Source organism: Actinokineospora sp. UTMC 2448 (genome assembly GCF_024760565.1).
Classification (GTDB): domain Bacteria; phylum Actinomycetota; class Actinomycetes; order Mycobacteriales; family Pseudonocardiaceae; genus Actinokineospora; species Actinokineospora fastidiosa.
On sequence record NZ_CP031087.1, the window covers coordinates 1,261,842 to 1,287,759 of the forward strand.

Annotated in this window: 25 protein-coding genes and 1 pseudogene; 22 read left to right on the forward strand and 4 right to left on the reverse strand. The window is 71.6% G+C overall.

All coding sequences use genetic code 11. The features are described from left to right. Positions 1-113 precede the first annotated feature (113 nt). Together Actkin_RS05995 and Actkin_RS06000 are read right to left on the reverse strand one after the other, a co-directional pair. Complete coding sequence (locus Actkin_RS05995) at positions 114-464, reverse strand: MmcQ/YjbR family DNA-binding protein (protein ID WP_258906287.1); 351 nt, start codon at positions 462-464, stop codon at positions 114-116. Positions 465-473: 9 nt separating this feature from the next. Continuing rightward, entirely contained in the window at positions 474-1,088 is a 615-nt protein-coding gene (locus Actkin_RS06000; RefSeq protein WP_258906288.1) for a hypothetical protein, read from the reverse strand. 206 nt (positions 1,089-1,294) lie between these two features. On the opposite strand from Actkin_RS06000, the gene Actkin_RS06005 reads away from it, so the two are divergent. From Actkin_RS06005 to Actkin_RS06110, 22 genes and pseudogenes are all read left to right on the forward strand, one after another. After that, positions 1,295-2,623: an AAA family ATPase gene (locus Actkin_RS06005; RefSeq protein ID WP_189212268.1), complete on the forward strand. Its 1,329-nt coding sequence runs from the start codon at positions 1,295-1,297 to the stop codon at positions 2,621-2,623. Positions 2,624-2,774: 151 nt separating this feature from the next. Further along, complete coding sequence (locus tag Actkin_RS06010; RefSeq protein WP_258906291.1) at positions 2,775-3,866, forward strand: NAD(P)/FAD-dependent oxidoreductase; 1,092 nt, start codon at positions 2,775-2,777, stop codon at positions 3,864-3,866. Beyond that, a complete protein-coding gene (locus tag Actkin_RS06015) occupies positions 3,863-5,104 on the forward strand; it encodes an ATP-grasp domain-containing protein (RefSeq protein WP_309569113.1) in 1,242 nt (413 codons plus the stop codon). The genes Actkin_RS06010 and Actkin_RS06015 overlap by 4 nt, the downstream gene beginning before the upstream one ends. Positions 5,105-5,128: 24 nt before the next feature. Next, on the forward strand, positions 5,129-5,938 hold the full coding sequence (gene ddaH / locus Actkin_RS06020; protein ID WP_258906293.1) for a dimethylargininase: 810 nt from the start codon (positions 5,129-5,131) through the stop codon (positions 5,936-5,938). A 797-nt stretch (positions 5,939-6,735) separates the two neighbouring features. Next, positions 6,736-7,992, forward strand: coding sequence for a cation:proton antiporter domain-containing protein (locus tag Actkin_RS06030; RefSeq protein WP_229787127.1), 1,257 nt, complete (start codon positions 6,736-6,738; stop codon positions 7,990-7,992). Positions 7,993-8,001: 9 nt separating this feature from the next. Continuing rightward, positions 8,002-9,009: a TauD/TfdA family dioxygenase gene (locus Actkin_RS06035; RefSeq protein ID WP_258906295.1), complete on the forward strand. Its 1,008-nt coding sequence runs from the start codon at positions 8,002-8,004 to the stop codon at positions 9,007-9,009. Further along, positions 8,990-9,856, forward strand: coding sequence for an SMP-30/gluconolactonase/LRE family protein (locus tag Actkin_RS06040; RefSeq protein WP_258906296.1), 867 nt, complete (start codon positions 8,990-8,992; stop codon positions 9,854-9,856). Before Actkin_RS06035 ends, Actkin_RS06040 begins: the two co-directional genes overlap by 20 nt. Before the next feature lie 73 nt (positions 9,857-9,929). Continuing rightward, on the forward strand, positions 9,930-11,144 hold the full coding sequence (locus tag Actkin_RS06045) for an ATP-grasp domain-containing protein (RefSeq protein ID WP_258906297.1): 1,215 nt from the start codon (positions 9,930-9,932) through the stop codon (positions 11,142-11,144). Between the two features lie 11 nt (positions 11,145-11,155). After that, entirely contained in the window at positions 11,156-12,436 is a 1,281-nt protein-coding gene (locus Actkin_RS06050) for a SidA/IucD/PvdA family monooxygenase (RefSeq protein WP_229787125.1), read from the forward strand. A 24-nt stretch (positions 12,437-12,460) separates the two neighbouring features. Further along, a complete protein-coding gene (locus Actkin_RS06055) occupies positions 12,461-12,826 on the forward strand; it encodes a cupin domain-containing protein (protein ID WP_189212260.1) in 366 nt (121 codons plus the stop codon). Beyond that, positions 12,823-14,424, forward strand: coding sequence for a class I tRNA ligase family protein (locus Actkin_RS06060; RefSeq protein WP_258906298.1), 1,602 nt, complete (start codon positions 12,823-12,825; stop codon positions 14,422-14,424). The genes Actkin_RS06055 and Actkin_RS06060 overlap by 4 nt, the downstream gene beginning before the upstream one ends. Then, entirely contained in the window at positions 14,424-15,692 is a 1,269-nt protein-coding gene (locus Actkin_RS06065; protein ID WP_258906299.1) for an MFS transporter, read from the forward strand. The genes Actkin_RS06060 and Actkin_RS06065 overlap by 1 nt, the downstream gene beginning before the upstream one ends. A 14-nt stretch (positions 15,693-15,706) precedes the next feature. Then, positions 15,707-17,479, forward strand: a complete 1,773-nt coding sequence (locus tag Actkin_RS06070; protein ID WP_258906300.1) for an ABC transporter substrate-binding protein — start codon at positions 15,707-15,709, stop codon at positions 17,477-17,479. Further along, a complete protein-coding gene (locus tag Actkin_RS06075; RefSeq protein ID WP_258906301.1) occupies positions 17,476-18,735 on the forward strand; it encodes an ATP-grasp domain-containing protein in 1,260 nt (419 codons plus the stop codon). Before Actkin_RS06070 ends, Actkin_RS06075 begins: the two co-directional genes overlap by 4 nt. Positions 18,736-18,746: 11 nt before the next feature. Further along, positions 18,747-19,187, forward strand: a complete 441-nt coding sequence (locus Actkin_RS06080; protein ID WP_229787111.1) for a cobalamin B12-binding domain-containing protein — start codon at positions 18,747-18,749, stop codon at positions 19,185-19,187. Next, positions 19,184-20,434, forward strand: coding sequence for a methylaspartate mutase (locus Actkin_RS06085; protein ID WP_309569114.1), 1,251 nt, complete (start codon positions 19,184-19,186; stop codon positions 20,432-20,434). The genes Actkin_RS06080 and Actkin_RS06085 overlap by 4 nt, the downstream gene beginning before the upstream one ends. After that, complete coding sequence (locus tag Actkin_RS06090; protein WP_258906303.1) at positions 20,431-21,423, forward strand: asparagine synthetase A; 993 nt, start codon at positions 20,431-20,433, stop codon at positions 21,421-21,423. Before Actkin_RS06085 ends, Actkin_RS06090 begins: the two co-directional genes overlap by 4 nt. Beyond that, a complete protein-coding gene (locus Actkin_RS06095; RefSeq protein WP_189212254.1) occupies positions 21,420-22,640 on the forward strand; it encodes a glutamate synthase-related protein in 1,221 nt (406 codons plus the stop codon). The genes Actkin_RS06090 and Actkin_RS06095 overlap by 4 nt, the downstream gene beginning before the upstream one ends. Beyond that, positions 22,627-22,956: an avidin-fold protein gene (locus Actkin_RS06100; protein ID WP_258906305.1), complete on the forward strand. Its 330-nt coding sequence runs from the start codon at positions 22,627-22,629 to the stop codon at positions 22,954-22,956. Before Actkin_RS06095 ends, Actkin_RS06100 begins: the two co-directional genes overlap by 14 nt. Before the next feature lie 160 nt (positions 22,957-23,116). Then, a pseudogene (locus Actkin_RS32695) lies at positions 23,117-23,335 on the forward strand (hypothetical protein); the annotation flags it as partial. Continuing rightward, positions 23,274-23,651, forward strand: coding sequence for a DUF3558 family protein (locus Actkin_RS06105; protein WP_258907864.1), 378 nt, complete (start codon positions 23,274-23,276; stop codon positions 23,649-23,651). The pseudogene Actkin_RS32695 and the gene Actkin_RS06105, both read left to right, overlap by 62 nt. 79 nt (positions 23,652-23,730) lie before the next feature. Continuing rightward, complete coding sequence (locus Actkin_RS06110) at positions 23,731-24,330, forward strand: DUF3558 domain-containing protein (RefSeq protein WP_258907865.1); 600 nt, start codon at positions 23,731-23,733, stop codon at positions 24,328-24,330. 8 nt (positions 24,331-24,338) lie between these two features. Here Actkin_RS06110 and Actkin_RS06115 read toward each other — a convergent pair whose 3' ends face one another. Both Actkin_RS06115 and Actkin_RS06120 read right to left on the reverse strand, forming a co-directional pair. After that, the gene (locus tag Actkin_RS06115) at positions 24,339-25,367 is read right to left on the reverse strand and encodes a hypothetical protein (RefSeq protein WP_258906306.1); all 1,029 of its coding nucleotides are present in this window, start codon (positions 25,365-25,367) and stop codon (positions 24,339-24,341) included. A 38-nt stretch (positions 25,368-25,405) separates the two neighbouring features. Next, entirely contained in the window at positions 25,406-25,798 is a 393-nt protein-coding gene (locus tag Actkin_RS06120) for a hypothetical protein (RefSeq protein WP_258906308.1), read from the reverse strand. Positions 25,799-25,918: the final 120 nt, after the last annotated feature.

Consider the following 25,918-nt stretch of genomic DNA (forward strand, 5'->3'; position numbering starts at 1 on the left):
ACACTCCCGATTCGGGGCGGGGGTTGTCCCTACCCTTCCCCTCGGGTCCGCTGGACCCGGGTGGCCGACGGGCTCCGGAAGCGGACCGCGCCCCGTTTGCCGTCAAGGTCCCCTTAGGACTCTCGGGAGGCCAGGTATTCCGTCCAGACCTTCTTCGGGACCGTCATCCGCCACGAATCTATGACGAGCTCCTCCAGCTCCGCGTGGTCGATCGCGGCCAGGCGCACGCGCATCCAGTTGTAGCGCATGTCCGACGGGACGGGCAGGAAGAACTTGTCCGGCTCCGCCTCGATCAGCGCGGCGCGCTCCTCCTTCGGGTAGCCGAAGCCCAGGACCGTCTCGTCCGGGGACAGGGAGAGGAACACGATCCGGCCGACGCGGAACTTGACGCGGTCGCGGACCAGGGCCTCGTAGGCGCGGGGCAGGGACAGGGCGATCGCCCGGACGTCGTCGGCGGTGACCACGGGGCCTCCTCAGTTCGCGGCCGTGATGGTGACGTAGAGGTACTCGTCCAGAATCTTGGCCAGCGAGACGGGACGGGCGAGCATCGCGCACAGAGCCTGCTCCTCCTGGGCCGACTCCGCCAGCACGGCGTTGGCCCACGTGCGCCCGAGCCGCAGGTGGGCGGCAAACGCGGCGCCGTCGCGCGTGCCGTGCACGCGGGTCGCGATCGCGGCGTCCCACGGCATCACCGCGCGCGGCCGCAGCGCGTACAGGGCCTTCGACGCCGCCGTGGCGCCCAGCGTCCTGCGGGACGACACCGCGACCGCGGCCAGGTCCGCGTACGCCCGCCCCAGCGCGTCGATCTCGACGTCGGACAGCTCCGCCAGCGCGCCTGCGGGCAGCGCTGCCCCCCACGACTCCCACCAGGCCGCGAGGTCGGCGTCGAAAGGGTCGCCGTCGCCCGGGTAGCGGATGCGGCAGCCCCACGAGTTCAGGAACCGCAGCAGCAGGGCGCGGTGCTCGGCGTCGGCGAGGTCGAGCGCGGTCCCGGCCAGCCGCAGCCAGGACTTGTCGACGCCGCTGTAGTCGTTGAAAATCGCCGAAGTCCGGCGCAGCGCGGCCAGGGTGGGCGGGTCAGGTAGCACAGGCGAAACAGTAGTGGGCGCGGTCTGTTACGGGACCGGACGTTGATAGGCACTTTTTTAGGCCGACCGAGTGACGGTGCCTACCGTTCGGACCATTCGTCTTATTGCGTTTGGTCACTTTCGGCGAACTAATCACGTTCCTAGGGTTGGGCGTGGTTGGCCGTTGGGGGATATGGAGCGAGCTGTGCCATCAGGGGAGACAACGCATGGGCAGACCCGAGAGACCGCTGGACGGGACCAGCGGTCCGATCGTCGCTTTCGCGCAAGACCTGCGCGCGCTGCGCCATCAGGCGGGCAACCCGAGCTACCGCGAGCTGGCGCGCACCGCGCTGTTCGCGCCGTCGGTGCTGTCCAGCGCGGCGAGCGGGCACAAGCTGCCCACGCTGGCCGTCACGCTGGCGTTCGCCGCGGCCTGCGGCGGTGACCGCGCCGAGTGGGAGCGGCGGTGGCGGCAGGTCGCCGAGGACGTCGGCGCGCCGATGGACATCCGCGACGACGGCGAGCCAGCCGGGCCCGCCCGCCCGGCGCAGCTGCCCATGGGCCCCGCCGTCTTCCTGGGCCGGGGGCAGGCGCTGACCGCGGCGGGCAAGCTGCTCGGCGCGGGCCGCACGCCGCTGGTGGTCACCGGGCCGGTCGGCGTCGGCAAGACCGCGTTCGCCCTGCGCATGGCCGACGACCTCGCCGCCGCCTTCCCCGACGGCCAGCTCTACGCCGACCTCGGCGTCTCCGACGGCCCGGACTCGATCGTGCGCGACTTCCTGCGGGTGCTCGGCGTCCCGGCGCAGCAGGTGCCCGACGACTCCACCCAGCGGCTCGGCCTCTACCGGTCGCTGCTCGCCCAACGCAAGCTGTTCGTGCTGCTCGACAACGCGCGCGACGAGCGCCAGGTCCGCCCGCTGCTGGGCCGGTCGGCGCGCAGCCAGGTCGTGGTGACCAGCCGGGCCCGGCTGCTCGGCCTCGACGGCGCCCGCCGCGTCGAGCTGGCCACCTTCGCCCGCGCCGAGTCCATGGCGCTCATCGGCAGGCTCGCCGGGGCCGAGCGGGTGCAGGCGGAGTACGAGGCCACCGAGGCGCTCGCCGAGCTGTGCGACGGCCTGCCGCTCGCGGTCAACATCGTCGGCCGGATGATCGCCGCGCGTCCGGAGTGGTCGATCGCGCACACCGCCGAGCTGCTGGCCGACCACGAGCGGCTGATGGACACCCTGGAGGTCGGCGACGTCAGCGTGCGCGACCGGTTGGCATCGGCCTTCCGGCAGCTCTCGCCCGCCGCCCGCCAGGCGCTCTACCTGATCGGCCGCGACGGGGCCGGGTGGACGACCGCGATCGGCCTGGCCTCGGCGATGACGGTGTCCGTGCGCGACGCGGACGACCTGCTGGAGTCGCTGGTCGACGCGGGACTGCTGACCCGGTCCGGGGTCGCCAGCCGCTATCGCGTCTCCCCGCTGGTCGGTGTGTTCGCCTCCGACGCCGAACGCGACGCCGGACAGCGCACCCCGTTGCTCGTCGAGCGACGCGCGCGACGCGGCCTGGATTAGCGTTGATTGTTCGCTGACGCCGGTCCTTCCGGTCAATCCGGCGGGCGGCTTGACTGTCCTCGTGCGAGTGGGGCCCCGCCTCACCGCCGGTGACAGGGAGGCCGATCGTGTTGTGCCGCAACGGTGATGGCGCGCGTCCGGGAGGCGTGCGATGCGGATCGTGATGGTCGGCGGAGGCGTCATCGCGCTGCTGACCGCCATGGACTGCGTCTCCGCCGGACACGACGTCATCCTGCTCGACCAGGGTGACATCCCGTTCACCGGGGCGACTTCCTTCGATCGCAACCGGGTCATCCGGGCGCAGCACACCGACGACCCGGACGCCAGGGTCGCCGCGGTGCGCGCCCACTACCGGTGGATCGAGCTGGAAAGCCTGCTGTCCACGCGTATCTACGAGCGGATCGGCTCGCTCACGATGAACGCGACAGACCGGATACCGGGCGCACGGGTCGTCGGTACGGACGAACTGGCCGCGTATCCGACCGTCGCCTTCCCCGACGGCGCGACGGCGCTTCACGAGTCCCACGCGGGAATCCTGCTCGCCGACCGCTTGCTCGCGGCCTGCGCGGGATGGCTGCGCTGGCACCCGCGCGCCGAGCTGCGCCCGCACCGGCGGGTCGTCGCCGTCGACGCCGACCGCGCCACCGTGCGCTTCGCCGACGGCGGCGAGCTGGCGGGGGACGCCGTGCTGGTGGCGATCGGACCGTGGTCGCGCGACCTGCTCGACCCGGCCATCGCCGGGGAACTGGTGCTGCGCAGGCAAAGCATGATCTACTGCGATGTTCCCGACCCGGCGGCATGGGCGGGCGTGCCGACCATCCGCTCCCTCGGTCCGACAGAGGGCGCGTGGCTGGTGCCGCCGATCGCGGGCGCCGCGCTCAAGCTCAGCGCGGACAGCGCCTGCCGCGTGGTCGACGAGGTCGGCGACAACACCACGCCGCCGCACTGGCGCGACCACCTCATCGAGGTGTTCGCCGACATCGTGCCCGGCGTGCGCCGGGATCACGTCATCGACGCGCGCGACTGCTACTACCTGTCCCGCGAGTCCACAAAGGGCGCGATGGTCGCCGCGCTGGGCGACCGGGTCCTGTCGCACGCGGCCTGCGGCGGCACGTCATTCAAGTTCGCCCCGCTCATCGCCCGCTCCCTCGCCCAGCGGCTGACCGGCGTCGACCCGGAGCCGACCGGGATCGCGTCGCTCGACCGCGTGGTCCGCCCCTCACTGACCCGAGGTGTCTCATGAAGCTGCTCGCCCTGGAAGCCCGCCAGAACGGCTACTACTACCAGAGCCGCTACCAGCAGATCGCCGACTTCGGCGCGGAGCTGTACGTGCTCAACGGCGTCGGCACCGACGACCTGTGGCCCGCCGACCGCTACCGCCGCGCGGACAGCACCCACATCGCCGACCTCATCGCCCACGCCAAGGCGTGGCACGCCGAGGAGGACTTCGACGGCGTGCTCACCTTCTCCGAGTCCGGCGTGGTCGCCGTCGCCGCGGTGGCCGCCGCGCTCGGCCTGCCCGGCATCGGCGTCGACGCGGCCCTGACCAGCCGCAACAAGCTCATCATGCGCCAGGCCCACGAGCGCGGCGGGGCGGCGCACCCGCGCTTCGCGTTCGTCGAGACGGTCGAGTCGGCGCTGTCGGCCGCCGAGGAGTTCGGCTACCCGGTCATCCTCAAGCCGACGCTCGGCGCGGCGAGCAACTTCGTCTTCCGCATCGATGACGCCGACCAGCTGCGCGAGCGGTACGCCCAGGCGAGTGCGGGCATCGACGAGATGTCCTGGTACGCCATGGAGGCGGGCGGCGTCGACCTCGGTCCGCACGGCCTGCTGCTGGAGTCGTTCCTCGACGGCCACGAGCACCTGATCGAGGCCCTGGTGTGGGAGGGCGAGGTGTTCCTCGGCTCCATTGTGGACCGGGTGACCATCGAGGGCGACACCTTCGACGACGACGTCCACCACGCGCCAACGTCGCTGCGCCCCGAGCAGGTCGCCGAGGTGCACGCGCTGGTCGCGGCGGGCGTGCGGGCGCAGGGTCTGGCCAACAGCGCGCTGCACGCCGAGGTCCGCTTCCACGGGGGCAAACCGCATCTGCTGGAGATCGCCGTGCGGCCCGGCGGGGGCGGGTTGGACCACATGGCGCGCATCTCGGCCGGGTACGACCCGATCCGCGCGGTGATGGACGTCGCCCGCGGCGTGCGCCCGGACGTCCGGCACTTCACCCCGACCGCCGTGCACACGTTCGCCATGTGCCTGATCTGCGACAGCGGCACGGTCGAGTCGATCGGCGTGCCCGGCGAGGTGACCGACGCCGAGGAGCTGTTCTACCTCAAGGTCTCCGCCCGCCCCGGCGACGTGATCCGCAGGCCCCCGCACGGCAACAGCATCCTGGGCGGCATCGGGGCCACCGGGACGTCGTTCGACGACGCCATGCGCGCCGCCACCGACCTGGCGGACCGGATCGAAGTCAAGCTGTCCTGATCGGACTTCTGAATGGAGGCACGCGTGGCGCGCACAGCGACCCCCCGGCACTACCTGATGGTCAGACCGACCCACTTCGACGTCGAGTACTCCATCAACCCGTGGATGGACCCCGGCAAGCCGACCTTCGCCCAGCTGGCCGTCACCCAGTGGGAGTGGCTGCGCGACCTGTTCGGCGAACTCGGGCACCGCGTCGAGCAGCTCGACCCCCGGCCCGGCCTGCCCGACATGGTGTTCGCGGCCAACGGCGCCACCGTGCTCGACGGGCGCGTGCTGGTCGCCCGGTTCCGCCACACCCAGCGCTCGGCGGAGGCGGGGGCGTACCTGTCGTGGTTCCGGTCGCGGGGCTATGAGTCGGTGCGCCAGGCGCAGTGGGTGAACGAGGGCGAGGGCGACTACCTCGTCGCCGGGTCCCGGCTGCTCGCGGGAACGGGGTTCCGCACCAGCCCGCGTGCCCACGCGGAGGCGGCGGACTACTTCGGCGTGCCGGTGGTCAGCCTGACCCTGGTCGACCCGCGCTACTACCACCTCGACACCGCGCTGGCCGTGCTGGACGACGAGATGATCATGTACTACCCACCCGCGTTCTCCGACGAGAGCCGCCGGGTGCTGGAGGACCTGTACCCGGACGCCATCCTGGCCTCCGCGGAGGACGCCGCCGCCTTCGGCCTCAACGCCGTCTCCGACGGCCGCCACGTGATCCTGCCCCAGGCCGCGACGACCCTGATCGCCCAACTCCGCGACCACGACTACGACCCCATCCCCGCCGACCTGTCCGAACTACTCAAGGCAGGCGGCAGCGTCAAGTGCTGCACGCTGGAACTGCGGACCTGACCCGCCATGCGCCCCTTTCCGCAGGCCGATCGGCCGGTCCCGTGGGCAACGCCCCAGGGGACCGGCCCCACAGCCCACCGCCCTGAAGCCGCCGGTGCGTCGGGGGCTGGGGCTGTCTTTGCGTCGCGGCTTGGGTCCGGTGCGAGTGCGGCGGTGGCCGGTGTCGGTGCGTCGGGGACGGCGACCGCTGTCGGTGGGCTGGGGGCCGGAGCGGCTGCCGGTGGGCTGAGGGCTCGGGCCGCCGCTGTCGGCGTGTCCGAGGTGGGGGCTGGCGACAGTGTGTGTCGGGCTGGAGCCGCTGTCGGTGGGTCGGAGGCTGGGGCTGGCGTCGGTGGGCCGGGCGCTTGCGTCGGTGGATCGAGGATTGCGGTCGCTGCCGGAGAGCTGACGGCCGGAGTCGCTGCCGGTGTGTCAGGGGTTGGCGCCGCTGTCGGTGCCTCCGGGGTCTGGGCTGGCGTCGGTAGGCGGGGGGCTGGGGCCGCTGTCTGCGAGTCGCGGGCTGGGGTCGCTCTCGGCGCCTCCGGGGCCGGAGCCGCTGTCGGTGAGTCCAGGGCTGGCATCGGTGGGTTGGGGGCTGGAGCTGTTGTCGGCGTGTCTTGGGCCGGAGCCGCTGCTGGTGGAGCCGGGGCTGGTCTCGGTGCGTCGAGGGCCGGAGCCGCCGTTGGTGCGTCGAGGGCTCAAGTCGCTTCCGGTGTGTGCGGGGGTGGAGTCGCTGCCGGTGGATGTGGGGGTGGGGTCGGCGTTGGTGTGGCCAGTGCTGGTGCCGTTGTGGCTGAGTTGGGGAAGGCGGCCCGGTCGTGAGTGCTGTGGTGGCCGTGGCGGGCCTGTCTCCCTCGTCTGCGCAGGCGGCGTTGGATCCGTATCCCCGGTTGTTGCTCGCCCTCCCGGTCATCCTGGCCGCCTGTTACCTCGTGGGTGCGTTGTTCCGCCGCATCGGGCAGCCTGCGGTGATCGGGGAGATCGTGGCTGGGGTGTTGCTCGGTCCGTCGTTGCTGGGGGCGGTGTGGCCTACCGGGTTCGGGTGGTTGTTTCCCGAGCACGTGGTCGGGACCATCAACACGATCGCCCAGCTCGGGCTGGTGTTCTTCATGTTCCTGGTCGGCGCCGAGATCAATCCGACGGCGTTGCGGGGGCGGGGGCTCACGGCGACGATGGTGGTGCAGGTCAACCTCGTCGTGCCGATCCTGACCGGGGTCCTGCTCGCGTTCTGGCTGTACCCGCGCTTCGGCGGCGACGTGAGCTTTGCCGGGTTCGCGCTGTTCCTCGGGGTCGCCATGAGCGCGACCGCGTTCCCCGTGCTGGCCAGGGTCCTCACCGACCGCGGTATCTCCGACACGCCGCTCGGGGCGCTCGCGTTGACCTGTGCGGCCGTCGGCGACGTCGTCGTGTGGTGTCTGCTCGCGCTGGCCGTCGCGGTCGGGGTCGGTGGGTCCATCGGCGGGGTGCTGGTGACCGTCGGGCTCACCGCGGCGTTCGTCGGGGCGCTGTTCGCGCTGCGGCCGGTGCTCGCCCGGGTGATCGCCGCGGTCTCCGACGCCGCCGTGCTGCCGATCCTGCTCGGCGGGCTGATGCTCTGCGCGCTGGCCACCGACCGCATCGGCGTGCACCCCATCTTCGGCGCGTTCCTGTTCGGCGTGGTCGTCCCGCGCACGCCGGTCATCGAGCGGGCGGGCGCGCGGATGGAGAGCATCACCGTGACGCTGCTGCTCCCGCTGTTCTTCGTCCACACCGGGCTGCAGACGACCTTCGGCCTGCTCGACTCGGCCGCCCTCTGGGCGGTGTGCGCCGCCGTCACCGCGATCTCCGTGCTGGCCAAGTGGGGCGGGACGACCGCCACCGCCCGGCTCACCGGCCTCGGCTGGCGGGAGTCGCTCTCCCTGGGCGCGCTGATGAACTGCCGCGGCCTGACCGAGCTCGTCGTGCTCACCATCGGGCTGCGCATGGGCGTGATCAGCCCGACCGTGTTCGCGATCCTGGTGGTCATGACGCTGGTCTCCACGATCGCCACCGCGCCCGCCCTCACCGCGATCGACCGTATCCCCGCACGACTGTAGAGGAAAGACATGACGACGACCCTCGCCCCGGCGACCTTCGCCGAGATCACCCTGCCCGACTCCGCCCGCGACGCCATCGGCGCGGAACTGCTGCCGCTGGCCGATCCCGTGCTGGACATCGACCGCGCCTTGGCCCGCCTGCACGCCGTCTTCGCCCGCCTGCCGCTGGGCGCGTTGCAGGCCGTCCTCGACTTCGGCAGGCACGTCGACACGCCCGGTGTCGCGCTGGTGCGCAACCTGCCGGTCGATCCGGAGCTGCCCGCCACCCCCGTCGACGGCAACCCGAGCCCGGACAAGCGCACGTTCGTCGCCGAGGGCGTCCTGCTCGGCCTGAGCCAGCTGCTCGGCGAGCCGGTCGGCTTCACCACGGAGAAGGCGGGCAGGCTGGTCCACGACGTCGTCCCGGTCTCCGCGGGCGCGGCCACCCAGACCAACCAGAGCTCCGGGGTGTTCCTCAACTTCCACAACGACATCGTCCACGACGAGGCCGGCCGCTACGACGTGTCCAACCCGGACTTCCTGGTGCTGCACTGCCTGCGCCAGGACCCCGGCAAGGAGGCCGTCACCTACTACGCCGACGCCCGCGACATCTCCCGCGCGCTCGCCCCGGACGTCCTCGACACGCTGCGCGCGCCGCTGTTCCGCCTCAACGCGCCCGGCAGTTACGTGCGCGAGTTCGCGGGCGGCGCCGAGGTGCTGTCCGACCCGGTCGCGGTGATCTCCGGCCCGGACGAGTCGCCGGAGATCTCCGTCTCCGCCAATGGCGTGCGCGGGCTGACCGAGGACGCCGAGGCGGCGCTGCACGTGTTGCAGCGGGTCTGCCGAGAGGTCGCCCACCAGGTCTACCTGGAGCCCGGCACCGCGCTGCTGATCAACAACCGCAAGGGCCTGCACGCGCGGTCGCAGTTCCTGGCCCGCCACGACGGCCGGGACCGCTGGCTGCAGCGCACCTACCTGCGCCGCAGCCTCTGGGCGATCCGCTACCGGGGCGTGTCGGGTGAACGCAGAGTGCACTGAACCCGTCTCCACCGGCCGCTACGAACTGGGCGAGGGCGCCCGCTGGGTGGACGGCGAGCTGCACTGGGTGGACATCCTCACCGGGCGGCTGCTCGTCCGCCGCGGCGGCGCGGACGTCACCCTGGTCGAGCTGGACGTCCCCCTGGGCGCCGTCGCCCCGCTGGCTGGTCGCCCCGGCCGCTGGGTGGCCGCCGCGGGCACCGGGATCGCCGTGCTGGACCCGGCCGCGCCGGACCCGCTGACCTGGCTGGCCCGGCCCGCAGAGGAAGGCGTGCGGCAGCGCATGAACGACGCCACCGTCGACCCGGCGGGCCGGTTCATCGCGGGCAGCATGGCCTACGCCGCCGACGAGCAGCCGGGCGCGGGACGACTGCACGCCGTCGACCCCGACGGCACGGTCCGCACGATCGTCGACGGCCTGGCCATCCCGAACGGCCCGGTGTTCTCACCGGACGGGACGGTCATGTACCTCGCCGACAGCTCGCGCAACCGCATCGACGCCTACCCCTACGACGTCGCGACCGGCACGGTCGGCGAACCGCGGCTGTTCGCCGAGATCGAGGACCACTGGCCGGACGGGATGGCCGTGGAGGCCGACGGCACGGTCTGGAGCGCCGTCTGGGGCGGGGGAGCGGTCCACCGCTACCGCCCCGACGGCTCGCTCATCGAGGCGATCCCCGTGCCCGCCACCCGCCCGACGAGCGTCTGCTTCACCGAGTCCACTGTGTACGTCACGAGCGCCAGCATGTGGCTGGACCGGCCGTCCGCCACCGACGGCGCTGTGTTCCGACTGCCGCGCCGGGTCCGCGGCGCCGCCGTCCCGGCCGCGCGCCTGGACGCCTGTTGATTGTTCTGGCCGCGCGGGCCTTCCGGTCAACCGCGCCTGCCGTTGTCATTGGCCGCGACGAGATGGGGAGAAGATGAGCGAACCAGACGGCGTCGTCCTCGTGATCGGCTGCGGGATGCGCCCCTACCGCGAGTACCTGCTCGCGTCCGCGGCGGGAAGGCATCCACTGTGGATGTTCACCGCCGACGAGCCGACCTGGCAGTCCGGCTACCTCGCGGGCGCCACCGTCGTCGACCTGATGGACCGCGACGCCGTGCTGGCCGCCGCGCGGGAGCTGGCCGCCGCTGTCCCGGTCGTCGGGGTGCTGTCCTGGGACGAGGCGCTGATCGTGACGACCGCGCACGTCGCCGCCGACCTCGGCCTGCCCGGCGCGGGGACCGGCGCGATCGAGGGCTGCCGGGACAAGTTCCACAGCCGCGAGGTCCTCACCGCCGCGGGCGTCGACCAGCCGAGGTTCGCGTTCGTCCGGGACGAGGCGCACGCGGTCGCGGCAGCGGACGCGATCGGCTACCCGGTGATCGTCAAGCCGCGCGGCCTGGGCGCCAGCATCGGCGTCGTCCTCGCCGAGGACGCCGACGCCGTCGCCAGGGCGTTCCACGCCGCCGAGGAGTCCAGCCTGATCGGCGCCAAGGCCTACCAGGGCGGCGCGCTGGTCGAGGAGTACCTCACCGGGCCGGAGATCAGCGTGGACGGCGCGGTCGTCGCGGGCGCGTACACCCCGCTGTTCGTCGCCCGCAAGACGATCGGCATGCACCCCTACTTCGAGGAGCTGGGCCACGTCGTCAGCGCCGACGACGACCTGCTGGACGACCCCGGCCTGCGGGCCACGCTGGCCGCGGCGCACAAGGCGATCGAGTTCGACCACGGCGTCACCCACACCGAGCTGAAGCTGACCCCGCGCGGGCCGGTCATCGTCGAGATCAACGGACGGCTCGGCGGCGACCTGATCCCGCTGCTGGCCCGCCACGCCACCGGCGTCGAGCCCGGCGCGGTCGCGGTGGACGTGGCCATGGGCCGCACCCCGGTGGTCCCCGAGGCGCGCGAGCCCCGCAGCGTGGGCGTGCGCTTCGCCTACCCCGCCGCGGACTGCGTCGTGGCGGCCGTCCACGTGCCCGACGACGGGGTCGTCGCCGCGGCCGCGCTGGTCGAGCCCGGCACGGAGATGCGGCTGCCGCCCGCGGCGTTCATCTCCCGCCACGCCTACGTCGTCTGCGCGGCGGCCGACCCCGACGAGTGCGCGGCACTGCTGGACAAGGCGCTGTCCGAAGTCCACCTGAGCACGGCATGAACGGAGCGAACATGGACGTTGAGTTGCTGGCAGTCGGCGCGGGCCCGTCGAACCTCGCCCTCGCGGTGGCCCTGGAGGAGATGGCCCCCGACATCGCCCAGGACACCCTCATCATCGAGCGCGACGAGGAGGTCTCCTGGCAGCGCGGGATGCTGCTGCCCGAGGCGCTGTCGCAGGTCTCGTTCCTCAAGGACCTGGTGACCCTGCGCAACCCGCGCAGCCGGTTCTCCTTCCTGAACTACCTGCACGCCACCGGCAGGCTCGACGAGTTCATCAACATGGGCAGCTTCGTGCCCTACCGCGTCGAGCTCGCGGGCTACCTGAAGTGGACGGCCGAGTCGCTGTCCATGGTGGACATCCGGACTAAGTCGGAGTGCGCGCGGATCGCCCCGGTCTGGACCCGCGAGGAGATCACCGGCTGGGAGGCCCACCTCACCGACGGCCGCACGGTCCGCAGCCGGTACCTGGTCATCGGTGCGGGCCGTGACGCCCGCATCCCCGACCAGTTCGCCGCCATCGCCCGCGAGCGGGTCATCCACAGCACCGAGTACCTGCCGAGGGTGGCCACGCTGCGCAAGGACCTGCCGTACCGCGTCCTCGTGGTCGGCGCGGGCCAGAGCGCGGCCGAGCTGTTCTCCGCGGTGCAGCAGGACCTGCCGGAGTGCCGCCCCACCATGGTGATGCGCAGCATCGGGCTCAACTGCTACGAGACCAGCAAGTTCAACAACGAGCTGTTCTTCGGCTCGTTCATCGACACCTTCTACGCCTCCCGCCCGGAGGCGCGCAGGCAGATGCTCGCCGAGATGCGCCACACCAACTACGCGGGCCTGGCGCCCGGGATGATGGAGTCGCTGTACCGGCAGCTCTACCTCGACCGGCTCTCCGGGCGCTCCCGGCTGCGGGTCGTGCCGATGCACGACATCACCGCCGCCCGCGAGGAGGGCGACGAGGTGGTCGTCGAGCTGACCGACTGGCGCACCGGGGCGGTCCAGGAGGTGCGCACCGACCTGGTGCTGCTGGGCACCGGCTTCTCCCCGGAGATGCCCAGGATGGTGCGCCACGTCGCCGACGCCATCGGGCTCGACGACATCCGCGTCACCCGCGACTACCGGCTGGTCATCGACCGGCCGAGCAGCGCGGCCTGCTACCTGCAGGGCGTCAACGAGGCCACCCACGGCATCGCCGACTCGCTGCTGAGCGTGCTCGCCCCGCGGGCCAACGACATCGTCCAGGACATCCTCACCCACCGCGGCGCGCTGCGCGCCCCGCTCCCGGTCGCGGCCGCGGGCTGACGGCACGAGAAGAAAGGCCAGATCATGGAAATCCGACCCCTGCTGCGCGAGCAGATGAACCGGGAGAACGGCGCGGACGCCCAGCGGCTGGTGCCGTGGCCCGCGCTCAACGCGCCGTTCGAGGGCGCGTGGTGCGTGGTGCACCCCGGCGACGCGACCGGCATGCACGCCCACCACGAGTACGAGATCTTCATCGCGCTCTCCGGCGAGGCCGAGTTGGACTCCGAGGGCGAGCGCCGCCCGTTCCGCGCGGGCGACATCGTGCACTTCCCGCCGAACACCGCCCACCGGGTGGTCAACGACGGCGCCGAGCCCTTCCAGATGTACTGCGTCTGGTGGGACGCGGAGATGTCCGAGCGCTTCGTCGAGCGCCACGGGACCGCGTCGTGAGCCGCCCGGTCCTGGTGATCGGCGGCCCGCCGACCACGAACGGGGACATGCACATCGGCCACGTGGCCGGGCCGTACGTCGCCGCCGACACCCACGTCCGCTATCTGCGCGCCGCGGGCCGCGAGGTGCTGTTCGCCTCCGGCGGCGACGACAGCCAGACCTACGTCTACACGACCGCCGCGCGGCTCGGGACCACCCCGCAAGCGCTTGCCGACAAGTCCTGGGCGCAGATCAAGACCACCTGGGACGCCATGGGCATCCACGTCGACGGCTTCGCGCCCACCGACGACGGGTACCGCCGCAACGTTTACGACTACGTCCAGCGCCTCTACGACCTCGGCAAGTTCCGCCTGCGCACGGTCCGCCTCCCCTACAGCGAGGCCAAGGGCATGTACCTGGTGGAAGGGCTCGTCGGCGGCGACTGCCCGACCTGCCTGGCCGACAGCCGGGGCGGCATCTGCGAGGCGTGCGGGCACCCGGTCGACTTCGACGCGCTCATCGAGCCGTACTCGATCATGGACCCCAGCGACCCGGTGACCTACCGCGAGGCGGAGATCCTGGTCTTCCCGCTGGAGGAGTACCGCGAGCAGCTGCTGGCCTACCACGAGGCGCGGGCCGACCGGTGGCGACCGCACGCGGTGCAGTTCATCCGCGAGCTGCTGTCGCGGCCGCTGCCGGACTTCCCGATCACCTACCCGGTCTCCTGGGGCATGCCCGCGCCGTTCGCCGAGACCCCCGGCCAGACGCTCAACGCCTGGCTGGAGGGCATGCCCGCCTCGATGTACTGCCACAACTTCGCCCAGCGCGAGCAGGGGACGACCCCGCCGTCCGGCGACGACGCGTGGCGCGCGGAACACGACGCCGAGCTGGTCTTCTTCGTCGGCTTCGACAACCTCTACATCTGGGCGGCGGTGCACATCGCCGAGCTGATCGCGCACGAGGGCCGCTACATCCTGCCCGACACCATCCTGTGCAACGAGTTCTACGAGCTGGAGAACGAGAAGTTCTCCACCAGCAAGGGCCACGTGGTGTGGGCGCGCGACCTGGTGGCCGAGGTGCCCCGCGACCTCGTCCGCTTCTACCTCAACCTGACCGCCCCCGAACACGCCCGCACCAACTTCAGCCGCGCGGCGCTGAACAAGATCGTCGGCGAGCGGCTGGTCGGCCCGTGGAACGAGCTGGCGGCCACGCTCGGCAAGCTGACCACGGCGGGCGAGACGCTCCCGGTCTCCCCGGAGGGCCCGGCCCGCGCCGCGGCCATCGCCGACCGCTTCGGCCTCTGCTTCGAGCTGTCGAGCTTCAGCCTCAACCGGGCGGCCGACCTGATCGTGCAGCACGTCGAGCGGCTGCGCGCGCACGCGGCCCGGGCGCTCGACGGCGAGCCCGTCGAGCTGGGCGACCTGTTCCTCCAGCTGCGGGCGCTGATCAGCGGCGCGTCGCCGATCCTCATCGACATGACCGCCCGCGCCGCCGAGGCCGGGGGCTTCACCCCGTCGCTGTCGGCGGCGGCCTACGCCGTCGCGAGCACCACCGCGTTCCCCGTCCCCGGCCTGGACACCCGCGTCCAGCCGACCCCGACCCTGGCCGAGGTCTCCTGATGCCCACCGCACCGCTGACTACCGACCTGGCCGTGCGCCGCTCCAAGCGCGCCGAGCGGCTGCTCGTGCCCGCGGGCTTCATCACCACCGCGGGCAACGCCTTCCAGATCACCGCCGCCGCCATCCTGGTCTTCCGGGCCGAGGAGACCACCCTGTCGGTCGGGTGGCTGTTCATCGCGGTGTCCATCCCGCAGGTCGCGCTCGCGATGAGCTTCGGCCGCCTCGCCGACCGGCTCGACCGCCGCACGCTGTGCGTGATCGCCGACCTGGTCGGCGCGCTCACCGCGTTCGCGCTGCCCGCCTGGCTGTGGTTCGGCGGGGAGGCCAGTCTCGGCTCCTACGCGGCGAACTTCCTGCTGGCCTGCACGGCGGCGATGTTCATGCCCGCCAGCAACGCGCTGGTGAAGGAACGCGTGCTCGATGAGCGGCTGGGCAAGTTCAACGCCCGCTTCGAGATGGCCACCAACACCGGCATGCTGCTGGCCTCGGCGCTCGCCGGCTTCCTGGTCACCTGGTTCGGCGCGACCCCGCTGTTCGTCATCAACTCGCTGACCTTCGTCGGGTCGGCCGTGCTGATCTACGCCATCGGCCACAAGCACGTCGTCGCCAAGTCCACTGAGGACGTCGCGGACGACGAGCCCGCCGCCGTGGCGACCACGGCCCCGGCGAACCCGCCGGTGCGGCGCCTGGCGCTGCTGTTCACCACCGGCAACATCAACCTGATGGTCAGCAACACCATCCTCACGACGCTGATCCTGCAGACCTTCCAGCAGGGCGCGTGGATGATCGGCGTGGTCGACGCGCTCGCGGGCGCCGGGTTCATCCTCGGCGCGGCCTGCTACGGCTGGGTCAGCTCCCGGATCAAGGGACTGCACCTCGCGCTGCTCGGCACGCTCGGCTGCATGGCGATGGTCGCCCTCGAACCGCTGCACCACATCGTGCTGATGGTGGTCATCCCGTTCGCGGCGTTCTCCTTCGCCCAGGGCCGCATCGCCGCCCGCACGCTGCTGATGCAGTCCAGCCCGGAGGACCGGGTGGGCCGGATCTTCGGCTTCGCCCAGGCCATGGGCCTGGCGATGGGCGTCGCGGCCACGGTCGGCCTCTCCGCGCTCGCCGACGCCACGTCGGTGCCGTGGGCCTTCTGGGGCCTGGTGACCATCATCGGCGGCCTGGCGATCGGCACGTACCTGAGCCTGGTCAAGCCGATGCGCGCGCTGGAGCGGCCGGTCGCCGCCCCGGAGCCCGTCCCCGCACCCGCCCCCGCGTGAGAAAGGGTCCATCCATGGGCGAGACCGCGATCCGCGGCGGCGTGGCGACCTGGGCGTGCCTGCCCGGGTTCCCGCCAGCGGTGATCTTCCCCTTCACCCCGGCCGAGCGCTTCGGCATCCGCAGCCTGTACGAGTTCCAGCTGCTCATGTACCGCCCGCTGTACTGGCTGGGGTGCGACGGCAAGCCGGGCATCGACTACGACCTCAGCATCGGCGAGCCGCCGGAGTGGACCGAGGACGGGCGCACCTGCACCGTCCGGATCAAGCCGTGGCGCTGGTCCAACGGCGAGACGGTCACCGCGGACAACGTGATGTTCTGGATGAACATGCTCGTCCGGAAGGGACCGAAGTACGGCGCCTACACCGAGGGCTACTTCCCCGACAACCTGGTCTCCTACGCCAAGGTCGCCGAGGACGCGGTCAGCTTCACCTTCGACCGCGCGTACTCGCGGAACTGGGTGCTGATGAACCAGCTCACGATGATCACGCCCATGCCGAAGGCGTGGGACCGCACCGAGGACGGGCCCGCCGACGCCACCCACGACCCCGACCAGGTCGACGCCGTCTACGACTTCCTGATGGCCGAGAACGGCGACCCGGTGACCGAGGACAACACCCACCGGACCCGCTGGGCGGACAGCCCGGTGTGGAGTGTGGTCAACGGGCCGTGGCGGCTCAAGGGCTTCACCGAGGACGGCGTGGTCACGTTCGTGCCGAACGAGCACTACAGCGGCCCGAACCCGGCGCGCCTCGACGAGTTCCGCCAGATCCAGACCGAGTCCGACGAGCACCAGTACCGGCTGCTGCGCGAGCACCCCGAGCAGGTGCAGGCCGGTTTCCTGCCGCTGAGCTACGGCGTGCAGCCCGGCGACGACCCGACCGTGGGCGGGCCGAACCCGCTGGCGGCCACCCACACCCTCGCCCCGCAGGTGATGTTCAACGTCAACTTCATCGCGCTGAACTTCGTCAACCCCACGGTCGCGGGCCACCTCATCCGCCAGCCGTACCTGCGCCAGGCGCTGCAGAGCTGCCTGGACCAGGACTACGGCGCGCGCGAGGTCTACCAGGGCTACGGCTGGACGCAGAGCGGCCCGATCCCCATGCACCCGCGCAGTGACCTGGTCTCGCCCAAGCTGGCCGACGGCCGGGGGACCTGGCCGTTCGACATCGAGCGGGCCAGGGAGCTGCTGGCCGACAACGGCTGGGACACCAGCGTCACCCCCGCGGTGTGCGTGCGGCCCGGGACCGGGCCGGGCGAGGCGGGCGCGGGCATCCCGGCGGGTACAAGGCTCAGCCTGTCGCTGCGCTACTGGGCGGGCAGGCCCGCGCTGACCCGCGTCATGGAGCAGTTCGAGGCCGACGCGGCCAAGGCCGGGATCGAGCTGCGGCTCTCGGAGGTCGTCGGCTCGGTGCTCGTCGCCGAGGACGGCCCCGGCCCGCACACCCCGGAGAACCCGAAGCTGTGGGAGCTGTCCTGCTGGGGCGGCGGCTGGGTCTACAACTACCCGACCGGCGAGAACCTGTTCCAGAGCAACGCCGCCTGCAACTTCAGCAACTACGCCGACGCCCGCGCCGACGAGCTGATCGCCAGGACGGTCACCACCGACGACCTGGAAGCGCTGTACGAGTACCAGGAGTACATCAGCGAGCAGGTGCCGGTCATCTTCACGCCGACGTTCCCGAGGCGGCTGTTCGAGATCGGCGCCGACCTGCGCGGGGTGACCCCGTTCAACCCGTACGGCCTGATCAACCCCGAGAACTGGTACTACGTCGAGGACACGCCATGACCAGACCCGTGCTGCTGGTCGGGTTCGTGGGCGTGGCGCTGACCGCGCTGCTGCCCGTGCTCGGCGAGGACTCCGTGGTCTTCGTCGAGGAGCCCGACGTCGTGCGCAAGCGCGACGTGCGCCCCAAGGTCGCCGAGTCGGCCCTGGTCCGCGAGCTGATCGAGTGGGAGTTCCACCTGCCGGGCAAGGCGGACGAGTTCTACAACGCCCACCGCGACCTCGACCCGGCCGCGATCGTCCCGCTGACCGAGTACGCCACGCCGTTCGCCGCCCGCCTGGCCGAGCGCTACGAGCTGCCCGGCGCCGGGTACGGCGCCGCGCTGATCCTGCGCGACAAGGCGCTGCTGCGCCAGGTCAGCGCGGCGGCGGGCATCGCCAACCCGCAGAGCGTGGCGGTGTCGAGCCCGGCCGACGTGGTCGCGTTCATGCGCGGCTGCCCCGGTCCGGTCGTGCTCAAGCCCGCCAACCGGCAGGCGTCCGTGGGCACCCAGGTGCTCGCCGACCCGGCCGACGCGGCCCGGGCGTGGGCGGAGTGCGTCGTGCAGGACGAGGGAGTGTTCGTGCCCGACCGGCCGATGGACCTGCGGATGCTGGTCGAGCGCTTCGTCTCCGGGCACGAGTACAGCGTCGAGATGCTGGTGCGCGACGGGGAGTCGCTGTTCGCCAACGTCACCGGCAAGCAGCTGTTCCCCGGCCCTCGGCCGGTCGAGCTCGTGCACGTCGTGCCCGCCGACATCGACGACGGGCTGACCGCGCTGCTGACCGCGCAGACGCTCAAGGTGATCGACGCCGTCGGGTTCCAGGACGGCATCGTGCACTGCGAGTGGATCGTCGCCGACGGCGTGCCGCACCTGGTCGAGTGCGCTGGCCGCTTCGCGGGGGACGGCATCATCGAGCTGATCCAGCGGGCCTACCCGGTGGAGCTGAACCGCTGCTACTTCGCGGTGATGCGCGGCGAGCCGCTGCCGGAGGTCATGCCCCGGCGCGCGGCGGGCGCGGCGGCGGTGCGGTTCCTGTCGGTGGAGACCGGCGTGGTGCAGGACGTGCGCGGCGTCGAGGAGGCCACGCGCGCCGAGGGCGTGTTCCTGTGCGATGTCAGCGTCGAGAAGGGCGACACGTTCACCGGGCTGCGCAGCTCGTGGGACCGGGTCGGCGACGTGATGGTGACCGCGGACACCCCGGCCGAGGCGCTGCGCCGCGCCGAGGCGGCCGTCGCGCTGATCGAGATCGACGTGCGGCCGTTGGCCTCCCCATGAACGGACCCACCATGAGCATCGAGGTCGCCGGGCTGTCGGCCATCGTGACGAGCCTGTCGTCGGACGCGCACACGTGGAACCTGGTGTACCTGCAGTTGGTGCTGGAGGAGCTGGGCGTGCGGGTGGCCAACCTCGGCGCGTGCGTGCCCGACGAGGTGATCGTCGGGGAGTGCGCCGAGCGGCGGCCGGACCTGGTCGTGGTCAGCAGCCTCAACGGGCACGGCTGCCGCGACGGCGTGCGGCTGATCGGCGCGCTGCGCGCCGAACCCGCGCTGGTGGCCACCCCGGTGGTCATCGGCGGCAAGCTCGACGTGGCCGCGTCGGACAACTCGGCGCGGCTGCTGTCGGCGGGGTTCGACGCGGTCTTCGACGACACCGCGGGGCTGCTGCCGTTCCGCTCGTTCGTGCGGACCCTCGCCGGGCGCGCGGGCCTGCCGATCGGGACGCGGTGAGCCTGCTCGCGCCGCCGGTGGCGGCGCCGTTCGGCGCGGTCGTGGCCGCCTGCCAGGCCCGGGGCGAGCTGGTCGTGCAGCCCAGGATGGGCTTCGCCGACCCGGCCGCGATGCGCGCGGGCCTGCTGGCCACGGGCGCGGCGCGCGCGGCCACGATCGGCACCGTCACGCTGGACAGCTACACCCGCGTCGGCGACCACGGTGCCGTCCGGCAGGCCTTGGCCGCGGGCGCGGACCTCAACGGCTACCCGCTGGTCGACCACGACCACGACGTGACCGCGGCGATGCTGGCGGGCCTGGGGTTCCCGGTGCAGGTCCGGCACGGCTCGGCCGACCCGCGCCGGATCGTGCTGGCCCTGCTGGACCACGGCCTGCACGCCACCGAGGGCGGCCCGGTGTCGTACTGCCTGCCCTACAGCCGCACGCCGCTGGCCACCGCCGTCGAGCACTGGCGGCAGGCGTGCGCGCTGCTGGCCGCGCACCCCGACGCGCACCTGGAGACCTTCGGCGGCTGCATGATGGGCCAGCTGTGCCCGCCGTCGCTGCTGGTGGCGCTCAGCGTGCTGGAGGGGATGTTCTTCTGGGAGCACGGCATCCGCTGCATCTCGTTCTCCTACGCCCAGCAGACCCATCCCGGCCAGGACGAGGAGGCCCTGGCCGCGCTGCGGACGCTGATCGGCCGGTACGTGCCGCACGCCCGCGCGCACATGGTGGTCTACACGTACATGGGCGTGTACCCGCGGACGCCCGGCGGCGCGCTCGGGCTGCTCGCCGAGTCCGCCCGGCTGGCCGTGCGGGCCGGGGCCGGACGGCTGATCGTCAAGACCACCGCCGAGGCCCACCGGCTGCCCACGGTGGCCGAGAACGTGGCCGCCCTGGAGTACGCCGCCGTCGCGGCCAGGAGCGCGCACCGCCGCTCGTCCACAGCGGACACCGGCGTGCTCGCCGAGGCGACCGACCTGATCGACAACGTGCTGTCCCTCGACGACGACCTGGGCAGGGCCCTGGTCAAGGCGTTCGCCACCGGACAGCTGGACGTGCCCTTCTGCCTGCACCCGGACAACGCCGGGCGCGCCCGCGGCTACCTCGACGCCGAGGGCAGGCTGCGCTGGCAACGGGTCGGCGCCATGCCGATCGCCGCGGGCCCGCCCGGCCCCGACCGCATCACCGCAGCGGGCCTGCTCGACGCCCTGCGCTTCGTCGAGCGCCGCTTCGACTCGACCTCCCTGGAATGGAGTGGCCCATGACCGACACCCTGACCACGCTGCCCCCCGGCACCCGGGAGCACCTGCTCTCCCCGGTGACCCAGGCCGCGCTGCGCGTGCAGAACGCCATCACCACCGGCGCCCGCGACTACCTGGGCGCGCACGGCTTCCAGGAGCTGATGCCGCCGCTGATCGGCCCGGTGACCGACCCCGGCATCCGCGGCTCCAAGCAGGTCGACGTCGACTTCTACGGGCACCGGTACAAGCTGATGACCAGCGTGATCCTCTACAAGCAGGCGTCGCTGCTGGCCTTCGACAAGATCTTCTACGTCGCGCCGAACGTGCGGCTCGAACCGCTGGAGACCGCCGACACCGGCAGGCACCTGGCCGAGTTCACCCAGATCGACGTCGAGGTCCGCGACGCCTCCCGGGAGGACGTGCTGGAACTGCTGCAGGGCCTGGTGCGCCACATCGTCACGCACGTGCTCCGCGAGCGCCGGGCCGACCTCGACCTCCTCGGCCGCGACCCGGCCGCCTTCGAGGCCCTGCTGCGCGAGGACTTCGAGCGCATGACCCACCGCGCCGCCGTCGCGCAGCTGCGCGGCCTGGCGCACGGGCAGAGCGCCGACGCCGAGATCGACTGGGCGGGGGAGAAGCTGATCTCCGAGCAGACCGACCGCCCGTTCTACATCGTCGACTACCCGAAGGGCTCGCGCGGCTTCACCGACGGCGAGTCCGCCGCGGAGCCGGGGATCCTGCGCAACTTCGACCTCATCGCGCCCGCGGGCTTCGGCGAGGTGGCCAGCGGCGGCGAGCGCACCCACGAGTACCGCAGGCTGATTGAGCGCATGCGCGAGACGGGGGAGAACCCGGCCAAGTACGCCTGGTACCTCGACCTCGCCCGCGACGGCCTGCCCGCCAGCGCGGGCTTCGGCCTCGGCCTGGAGCGGCTGACCCGCTACCTGTGCGGGCTGGACTTCGTGTGGCAGGCCAACGCCTACCCCAAGCTGCCCGGGATCGCGTCGCCATGATCCGGGCCGCCGGTTTCCCCGAGGCGGCCGTCCGGGCCCGCGCCCGCGGCGGCCCCTCGGCCGTCTTCCCCGACGCGGACGGCTACGGCGGGGCGGTCTTCGGCGCGGCAGCGCCCGAGGGCGACGACCTCGACCGGGTGCGGCTCGTTCCCCCGGTGTTCGTCCCGCACCGGCTGGAGAAGATGTACGAGCTGGGCCGCGAGCCGCTCTACAGCGACGTCGAGCTGGGGCGGTCGGTGGGCGGGTTCACCGCGCCGCTGCCGGTGTTCCTGTGCGCGTTCGGGTCCACCCAGGTCGGGACCGGCCTCGGGGTCGCCGTCAGCGAGCAGGCGGGCAGGCTGGGCGTGCCGATGGTGATCGGCGAGAACGTCGTGCCCATGCACGGGTACGGCCGGGTGGACGCGGTGGAGGACGGCCTGCTGGCCCGCATCCGCGCGTACGCCCGCGCCGTGCCCGACGGCCTCGGCGGGGTGGTGGTCCAGCAGAGCACGGAGGACGCCGACGCCGAGGTCTGGAACCTCGTCTACAGCGACCCGGACGCCACCCGGCTGCTGGAGACCGGGCGGCTGGCGTTCGAGCTCAAGGTCGGCCAGGGCGCGAAACCGGGCCTGGGCGGCATGACCGTCCTGTCCCCGTCCGTCGCCGCGGCGGTGGCCGACCGCTACGCCCTGGACGACTCGCTGGGCGATGTCGTGCTGCGCTCCAGCAGCCCCGGCACGTTCACCGAGGAGATCCTGCGCCAGCAGCTCCGCCTGATGCGCAACAACTACCCGAGGGCCCGCGTCTGGGTGAAACTGCACCCCGGCCGCGACATCGCCCACGCCGTCCGGGTGGCGTGGTGCGCGGGCGCGGACGCGGTCACGGTGGACGGGGCCGAGGGCGGCACCGGCTGGGCGCCCACGGTGTTCCTGGACCACGTGGGCCTGCCCCTGGCGGAATGCCTGGCGCGCATCGGAAAGCACGACGGGGACCTGCTGGTGTCCGGCCGCATCTGGGAAGGCGCACGGGCGCTCAAGTGCCTGGCCCGCGGCGCAACGGCCGTAGGCCTGGGCCGAGCCGCCCTGATCGCGGCCGCCGAGGACCCGTCCGACGGCCTGATCCGCCTGATCGCCTGCCTCGACCTCGAACTCCGCCTACTCCTGAGCGCCCTGGGCAAATACACCCTCACCGACCTCACCGACGACGATCTGTGGAGCCCCACCGATGATCAACTATGACGGCCGCCGCTTCCGCAAGCCGGAAAGCCCCGACGCCCCCGTGTCCACCTACCGCCAGAAAGACGACCTGGTGTGGGCCGAATTCGGCGCCGGCGGATCAATCCGCCGCGGCTCCCTGACCGGCCTGTGCTCCGCCGAGGGAGTCGTGTCGTTCGCCTACACCATGGTGATGACGGACGGCCGCGTGATCTCCGGCCACAGCGTCAACACCCCGGAGTACCTCCCAGACGGCCGAATCCGCCTGAACGAGGTCTGGGAACGCTACGGCCCCAACGCCGAACGCGGAGTATCGGCGATCGTCGAGGTGGTGGACTGAGCTACGCCCAGCAGCCCCGCGACTTACCCGGTGGGATTCGGCGAAATGGACCATGCCGTGGTTCGCGGGCGAATAACCCCGGCATGGCAGTGGACCCGTGTCGTGAGGGAGTTCCGTGTCCGGACAACGCGCCTGGCAGGTCACGTCCGCGGTCGTCGCGGTGCTCGTCGTCCTCACCGGGTGTGACAGCGCTCCGCCGGAGCCCGGTCCGAGCACGACCGCGCCCCCGTCCGTGACGCCGACGAGACCCGCACACGGCGCGCCCTCGGTCGCCGCGCCGTTGGATTTCGCCGAGGACCCGTGTCTGGGCCTGACCCCTGCCCAGCGAAGCAAGCTCAACCTGGGCGAAGGGCGGGCGGAGGCCGCGACCGAGGCCCCCTGCGAGTACGTCGTCCTGGGCACGGGGGACAAGCACTCCGTGGACATCGAGTTCGTCACCGGCCACGGCATCAGCGACCTGTACGTGGCTAAAGCGGCGGGCGCGTATCAGCTGGGAGCCTATGGACCTGGCCGGATACCCGGCAGTCACCCATCGACGGCAGGGCACCGACTGCCACACGTCCGTCGGCCTCTCGGATTCCGGACTGTTCTTCGTGTGGTACCGCGACTGGATGGGCCGGCCCGACGTCGACACCTGCGGCCCGGCCACCCGGATCGCCGCCGAGGTGCTGGCGACAATCCAGGCGGCTCAGTAACTCAGTACCTGTGTTTGGCGCTGATCGGCCCATCCCGCCGGTGGGTACCCGATAGTCTCGACGCGCAAGCGTGTTCGTCATGCTGGAGGGGATCGTGTTTGGGAAGCGCACCGTTGAGGTCGCGTCGGCGGTCCTCGCCTCGCTCGTCGTGCTCGGTGGGTGCGGTGAGACGCCCCCGCCACCTCCTGGCCCGACGACGGCTCCAGCCGGGACGACCCCGCTTCCCCACGGCACCCCGTCGGTCGCTGAGCCGCTCGACTCCACGGCCTTCTACAACGAATCCTGCCTCGCCTTGACCCCTGAACAGCGAACTGAGCTCAAACTGTCGGAAGGACGCCCGGAGGCTCGACGGCCTGGCGCCGAATGCACCTATGCGGTGGAAGGTTCAGACGGTGAGCATTTGGTGGACATCCGGTTCGCCAACACCGGCCTGGTTAAAGAGTACGAAGCCAACGCGGCAGGCGCGTACGAACGCTGGGAGCCGATGGAGTTCGACGGGTACCCCGCGGTCGTGCACGATGGGGAGCTGAGGGATTGTCACGCCGTGGTCGGCCTGTCCGATACGACTACCGTCCACATCTGGTACCGCGACCAACTGGTGCGTCCGGAGGTGGACACCTGTGGTCCGGTAACCCGGATCGCGCCTGCGGTCCTGGCGACGATCCGGGCAACCCAGTAGCGCGCGGATCAGTGGTAGTCGCGTATATGCGGCACGGTTGCTCGAGTCACATCGCTCAGCGGTTTGTCTGAGTACTTCCGATCTTCGCGCAGGCGGTCAAGGGTGATCCGGAGTTCGTTGTAGAGGTTTCGGACCGCCTCAGCCGCTTCCTGCTCTATCCTGCCCACACCGTCGAGATACTGGTAGGCCACGTCCCGGAGATGCAGATGGTTCTCCAGGAGGAGCTTCTTTTCTGAGTCCTGGGCCGTCTTGGTCGCTTCTCCGAGCAACTCGGTGAGCGCGACGCCGAAGACTTTCGCCACCGTCGCACCACCGCTGATCAGTGTGGTTGCGATGCCTACGATGGTGGTGATGATGACGGAACGTAGGTCGAAGGTGAGTCCGCCGCTGTAGGGGCTGGTCCTCGCGAATATCTCGGTCAGGGCCTTCATGAGGGCTGTGATGTCCTCGGCCGCTTTCCTGAAGATCGCCCGATACTTCACCAAATGTTCGGCGACGACAAAGAGACAGTTCTCGGTGTACACCTGGAACGCGATGAAATCGCCCTCGAATTCATGGGCGTAGTTGGACTCCGGTGCGACCCAGCTCTTGCGCATCTGCGCCCAGTCGAAGCGCGCGGGGTGCAGCTCGGGGTATGAGAGGTGGACGCCCGGTGGGTTGGTCGCCGATCCTCGTTGTCCTCCGGCAGAGTCCAGGTCCGGCAGGATGAAGCAGGCCTGAGTGAGTTTCGCGTAGGCGGCGTCTATCGCGGCGTCGGTCACACCGCTGACCGCCTGTGCGGATCGGATGAACGCGGTGGGGTCCGCGGCGAAGTCCTCCAGCACGGAGACCGTGTCGTAGCGGTGCGACTGCTCGTCCAGGTTGGGCATCCGACGCGGCATCTCGGCGTCGCGGCCGTCCGGGTGGTCCGGCATGCGGTCCCGGTAGACGCGCGGCCCGTCGTGGGTGTGGGGATGGAGCAGGTATTCCACCCACGCCGCCACCTCGCCCGCGGCTGCTGCCAACTCGGGATCATTGTGGGCATCGATGTCGGGCACGTGAGCGGCGCTGCGGCCCGGAGGCAGAACCACTCTTGTCACCCCTGCCCATCCATCGTGCGCCCGATGGCGAGGAAGCTCTCCGCCGCGTCGGCGTCGGTCTTCCTGGCCCAGGCGATGTGTTTGCGCAGGAGGTCGGCGTATTCGCGCAGCGCGATGGCCAGCTCGGCCTGCTCGTCACTGAGCCTGCCGAGCTGCCATTCGACTTCGTTGAGGAACGAACCGCTGGCCGCGAGCAGGTCCCCATTCCCTTGGCCACCACACCACCCTCCGCCCATACTGCGGTGTCCTGCGGTCACCTGTGCGTGCGCTTCGGTGTACGCCTTCGAGTTCACACTCAACCTCTCGACCACCGGATCAAGCCACGACTTGATGGCGTCCTCCATTTGATCGGGGTTGATCGAGTAGGTCTTCCTCGGATCGTCGTGCACTGACTCCCGCTCCCCCTTGCCTTCGGATCGAACGCAGTCAGGGTGGCAGGGCAACCGCGCGTTCGTGCTGCGAACTGGGCAACTCTCAGCGAACGGAGTAATCGGCGTGGCGAGCGCGCG